Here is a 5,804-nt window from a genome sequence, read left to right as displayed (position 1 = left end):
CGCGACGTGTCCGTGCGAGTCGACTAATCGTCACGCCAGGCGGCGCTTATCCGACTTGCCGTTTGGACGGCCGCCGCAAATCCGTCGTCGGCGTCCAGTTCGGCATCCAGGTCCGGGTCGGTCCGGCGAGCGGTCGGACCGTCGTCACGTCCGTCGAATGACGGGTCCGTTCGCTCCCGGTCCTGCGCACCGCCGCGCTGCCGCGCTGCGTCCAACATCTGTCTAGGGGTCTTCGATGGCCACCAATTCTTGTCACCGATGAGCACCGCGACCGCGGGAACCGTGATCGTTCGCACGATGAATGTGTCCAACAGCAGACCAACGCCGATGACGAAGCCCAACTGCACGACGGTGGCCAGGCTGCTGACGGTCAACGCCAGCATCGACGCGGCGAAGATCAGCCCGGCCGACGTGATCACGCCACCGGTGGCACCCACCGTCTTGATCACTGCGGACCGAACACCATATTTCGCTTCATCGCGTATTCGCGATATCAGCAACAAATTGTAGTCGGCACCAACGGCAACCAGCACTAGGAATGCCATTCCGGATACGCTCCAGTAAATGTCCTGACCCAAGACGAACTGGAAGAAAACCACGCCAATACCCATTGCCGAGATAAACGACAACACCACTGACATCACCAGATAGATCGGTGCGACCACCGCCCGCAGAAGCGCGGCGAGAATGAGGAAGACCACGACCAAGGTCATCACGATGATGTACGTGAGATCAGAGTTGTAATGCGTGCGAATTTCATTGTTGAAGGCCGAGAAACCGACCATCGTCATCTGTGCATTGGCCAGGCTGGTGTTCGGCCTGGCGCTCTCGGCCGCCTCGACGATGAGATCGACTTGATCCATGGCCTCGGCGCCGAACGGATTCAGGGCGGTCTGTACGAGGTACCTGACGGTGTGGCCGTCGTCTGAGACGAACAGCTGGGCCGCCTTCTTGAACTCCTGCTGGGTGAGCACCTGCGGCGGAATGTAGAAGCCGGACATCGCCGGGTCGGCGGCGTCTCGCTTCATCGCCAGCAGAAAGCTCGACGCCTGATCGAGGCCACCGCCCATGTTCCGCGTCTGGTCGACCAATAGCTGAACGCCGTCGGCCAGTTGCTTGCTGGAATCCGCGAGCTGGTCGGCGCCTGTCTTGAGGTCGTTGAGCTTCGAATCCAGATCCTCGGGGTTGTCGATCCCCATCTTGCGAGCGGCTTCGATCGCCTTGTCGAGTTGGCCGCCGACCTTGCGAACCACGTCGTCGACCCGCTGGGTGCCCTGGGTTTCCTTCAACCCGCGGCTGAGTGCCTCCAGGTAGGCGATGTCACCTTCGTCGTAGCCATCAACCCGGCGCTGCAGTTCCGCGCGCGAGGAGACGCAGGCGGGGTCGATGTTGCACGCGACGCTTCCGCTCAGCACGACGAGCATGGACTGCGACGAGCGGTAGCCCTCGGTGACCTGTTTGAGGCTGTCACCCAGCGCGTCGCCGACGGAGTTCATGTTGGCGGCCAGCTTGGCCGACTTGTCGAGTTCGTCGAGCGTGACCTCGTCGCCAAGCGCGGCCTTCATATCGGTGAGACCGCCGACCATCGAACGGACGTCCGCCATCGAGTCGATGACCTGTGACCGAATGTTGTTGAGTACATCGGACATCTGATGAGCGCCGCCACTCAGCAGTGACAGGTTCTGGTCATTGGTCGCGATCAGGCCGGACGCGTCAGCGAGCTTCGAGCCGACCTCGCCTGCCTGATAGGTGGACTTCGCTTCCTGAAGCATCTCGCCGTTCGGCCTGGTGATGCCACGCACCATGTCGATGCCGGGCACCTGACTGATGCGCTGGGCCATCTGCTCCAGATCGGCGAGCGACTTCGGCGACCGCAGGTCCACGCCGGGCGCGTAGATCTGGATGAATTGCTGCATCGTGGTACTGACGGGAAAGTGCTTGGTCAGCGCGTCGTAGCCGAGGTTGCTCTCGGCATCCGGCGGCAGGTTCTTCCGGTCGTCGTAGTTGTACTTCACCAGGGTCGCGCAACCTGCCAGCGCCAGCAGGACCGCCAGACTCGCGGCGAGGTACGACTTCGGCCGTCGCACGATGCGCACGGCCGTCGTCCGCCAGAACCGCCCCGTGATGTCCTTTCGCGGTTTGACCCACCCGCGCCGTCCCGCGAGCACCATCAGCGCAGGCAGCAACGTCATCGCGGCCAGCACCGCGATGATGATGGTCACCGACAGCGAAGGGCCAACGGTCAGGAACACTCCAAGCGTGGCGAAGGAAAGTCCCATGAAGGTCAGCGCCACGGTTGCCGCGGACCCGGTGATCACCTCGCCGATCGTCGCCAGTGAATAGACCACGGCGTCGTCCGAGGCCATTCCGTTGCGCAGACACTCCTGATATCGACTGAAGAGGAACACCGCATAGTCGGTGCCCGCCCCCATCAGCATGCCGGTCATGAGCACGATGGTTTGCGGGCCGATCGGCAGGCCCAGCTCGCCGAGGCCCGCGACGACCTGCTGCGCAACGCCCATCGAGATCCCGATGGTGACCAGCGGCATCAGCATCGCCACCAGATTGCGATAGACGATCACCAGGATGGTGAAGATCGTGACGACCGTGGAGATCTCGATGATCAGCTGGTCGTGTTCGCCGATCTTGTTGAGATCGTCGAACGTCGCGGACGCGCCGACCACGTTGACGGTGAGCTTCGAATCCGCCATGACGTTCTTGACCGTGGCGATGGCGTTCCGATAGGCCTCTTGGCCCGGCCCGGAACCCATGTTCCCGGCCAGGCTGACCGGAAGCGTCCAGGCCTTGCCGTCCTTGCTCGTCATCGCTTCACGAAGCTCGGGGATGGCGACGAAGTCCTGGGTGGACTTCACGTCGGCGGTCTCGGCGCGAAGCGCGTCCACCAACTTTCGGTAGTCGTCCTCGTCGCCAGGCGTCAGAGGGTTGTCGCTCGACAACACGACGATCGCGACGTTGCCGCCGTCGGCTTCCTTGAACGCATTCTTCATGTGGTCGCCGGCAGCGAGGATCGCCGAATCCTTCGGCAGCAGATCCGGAGGATTCTTCTGCGCGACGACGAACAGCGGGCTGATCAACAGGAACAGCACCCCGGCCAGAGCCACCCAGAAGACGATGATCGCGACCGGACGCCGGACTACGAACCGCCCCAGTGATTCGAACGCCCCGTGAACAGAGACGCCACGAAGATCGGCGCGGCTGAACATCATGTGAGGTTACACCGGCCAGCAATCGCCAGACGTCCGACGACGGGCGGCCTCAGCATACTTGCAGTAACGCTGCGGACGGCTACGTGCTGTAATCGTGTGTGCGAAGTTCAAATCCGGATAATCGTCTGAAAACAAAGACATTTCGTACCTATCGACGGATTTCTCGGGCATGAGATTTGCGGTCGCCGTCCATGGCACCCGAGGTGATGTCGAGCCCTGTGCGGCGGTCGCCGTCGAACTGTTGCGTCGTGGTCACGAGGTACGAATTGCCGTACCACCGAATCTGGTTCGATTCGTCGAGTCGGCCGGCCTCGAAGGTGCAGCCGAGTACGGCGTCGACTCACAGAAGCAGTTGGAGGCCGACGTCTTTCGCGACTGGTGGAAGCTGCAGAACCCGATGACCGTGCTGCGCCGCAGCCGTGAGTACGTCACCGAGGGCTGGGCCGAGATGAGCCAGACACTGTCGACGCTTGCCGAGGACGCCGATCTGATCCTGACGGGCACCACCTACCAGGAGGTCGCCGCCAACGTCGCCGAGGCACATGACGTTCCGCTCGCGGCGCTGCACTACTTTCCCTGTCGGATGAACAGTCACGTGCTGCCGGTTCGACTGCCGGGGCCGGTGCTGCGAACCGGCTGGTCGGCCGTGGAGTGGGGCCATTGGAGGGTGCTCAAGGGTGCCGAGGACGCCCAGCGGCGTGCACTGCGCTTACCGAAGGCTGAGGTCCGAGCGGTGCGTCGCATCGTGGAGGGTGGCGCCCTCGAACTTCAGGCCTACGACGAAGTCTTCTTCCCTGGGCTCAGCGAGGAATGGCGGGGAAGCCGCCGGCTGGTCGGCTCGATTTCGCTCGAACTGCCCACCTCCGACGACGATGAACTCGCCGACTGGATGGCGGCCGGATCCCCGCCCATCTACTTCGGATTCGGCAGCATGCCGGTCGATTCGCCGACCAGCGCGATCGAGATGATCACCTCGGTGTGCGCGGACCTGGGCGAGCGGGCCCTGATCAGCGCGGGTGTGTTGGACCTCGACGAGGTATCTCGCAGCGACCACGTGAGACTCGTCGGTGCGGTGAACCACTCCAAGGTCTTTCCCGCTTGCCGCGCGGTGGTCCACCACGGCGGCGCAGGCACGACTGCAGCCGGCGTGCGGGCCGGGGTGCCGACGGTGGTCCTGTGGGTGTCAGCCGACCAGCCGGTGTGGGCCGCCCAGATCAACCGGATGAAGGTCGGTGTCGCCCAACGATTCTCCCGCACCTCGGCGCGCTCTCTTACCAAGGCACTGCGCACCGCACTCAGTCCGGAATGCCAGGAACGCGCCCGAGTGGCGGCCACCCTGGTGACGCCCGCCGCCAGGAGCGTCTCGACGGCAGTCGACCTACTGGAGGCAGCTGCCGAGCGAGGACGAGTGCCCGCCAAGACCTAGATGATGGTGCCCTTGAGGCCGAAGTCCGCTAGCACGCGAACCACCATGTCCCCGAGCCACTCTCGGGTGTTCTCGACGCCCACCTGGTAGCCGACGACTCCGATCGATACGGTCCCCGCGATACGCCCGGCCGCCACCACCAGTTGGCCACCGGCCCGTTCGAGTGCGCTTCGTGTCACGCCCTGGTCGACGGGTCGGAACAGCATGATCTCGGCGTCGGTGCCGTCGACGCGGGCCACCTCGGGTGGTACCTCGCCGAGGTTGGAGCAGGACACCGGGAGGTCACCGAAGATCAGGTCCGCCGTTCGTCGTACGGCGCGCACCGGGACGAATGGCGTGATCGGGAGGAGCGCATGCTTCTCATCTGGGTCGGCCAGCCGCCTGACCGCCTCCCTGACCGCCTCCCTGGCTGCCGTCAGGTCCGCCGTCACCGGAGCGGGATCGACCGTCGCCGAGGCGATCTTCATGGCGTTGCCGCGCAGGTCGTCCGCCCCGCCGCGATCGCTCATCGCGATCAGCAGTGTCACCAGGCCGTCGGAACATCGGGCCCGCCCCAACCGCTCCCCCAGCGATGCCGCAAATCCGGCCAGCAGCGAATAGCCGGTACCGTTCAGCTCACTGGCACGCGCGTCCCATTCCAGCGCGTCGACGACGGCCGAGACCGCGGGCAGAACCAGGGGGCCATCGGTGCCCGCCGCCGCCACCGCTGGCCGCGACGCGCCGGCCGACGAGATCTCCCGTCGACTGCGATACGCGAACTTCACTGCGGCGACGACGGTTCGGCCGAGTTCCGGCAGGTCACGCACCACTTGGCGAGCGTCGGAGCTCAGCGCTGCGCGTCGCGTCCGCGACCGCGGCGCGCGGTATCCGAAGTGGCGCGGCTCTTCGTTGACGGCATCGATCAACGTGCGCGTGGCTGCGCCATGGTCGAGCAGACAGTGGGACGCCACCAGCGTGACGGCGGTCGTCCCGTCGGTCATCGGCAGCACCCCCAGATGCCAGCCGGGCCCCTGCACCGGATCGATGCGCTGCTGCGAGCGTTCTTCGATCCAGGCACCGAGCTGGCTCGGCGGCCGCTCCTCGGCGATGTCGAGCGGCGCGACCGGTCCGGTGGCAGCGACCCACCGGTGCCGACCGAACGGCAATGTCGA

Annotated in this window: 3 protein-coding genes; 1 reads left to right on the top strand and 2 read right to left on the bottom strand. The window is 64.9% G+C overall.

All coding sequences use genetic code 11. The features are described 5' to 3' along the window. Positions 1–23 precede the first annotated feature (23 nt). Positions 24–3,224, bottom strand: a complete 3,201-nt coding sequence (locus tag QOD90_RS10675) for an MMPL/RND family transporter (protein WP_526349401.1) — start codon at positions 3,222–3,224, stop codon at positions 24–26. A 172-nt stretch (positions 3,225–3,396) separates the two neighbouring features. Between QOD90_RS10675 and QOD90_RS10670 the strand changes: the two genes are divergently transcribed. Next, on the top strand, positions 3,397–4,653 hold the full coding sequence (locus tag QOD90_RS10670) for a glycosyltransferase (RefSeq protein ID WP_526349399.1): 1,257 nt from the start codon (positions 3,397–3,399) through the stop codon (positions 4,651–4,653). Here QOD90_RS10670 and QOD90_RS10665 read toward each other — a convergent pair. After that, on the bottom strand, positions 4,650–5,804 hold a 1,155-nt coding region (locus QOD90_RS10665), incomplete at its 5' end, for a hypothetical protein (RefSeq protein WP_526349397.1). The genes QOD90_RS10670 and QOD90_RS10665 overlap by 4 nt on opposite strands.

The sequence above is a fragment of the Mycobacterium sp. genome, from assembly GCF_032161845.1.
Taxonomy (GTDB): Bacteria; Actinomycetota; Actinomycetes; order Mycobacteriales; family Mycobacteriaceae; genus Mycobacterium.
The sequence above is the reverse complement of the archived record's forward strand: the minus strand, read 5'-3'. Positions and strand labels throughout refer to the sequence as shown.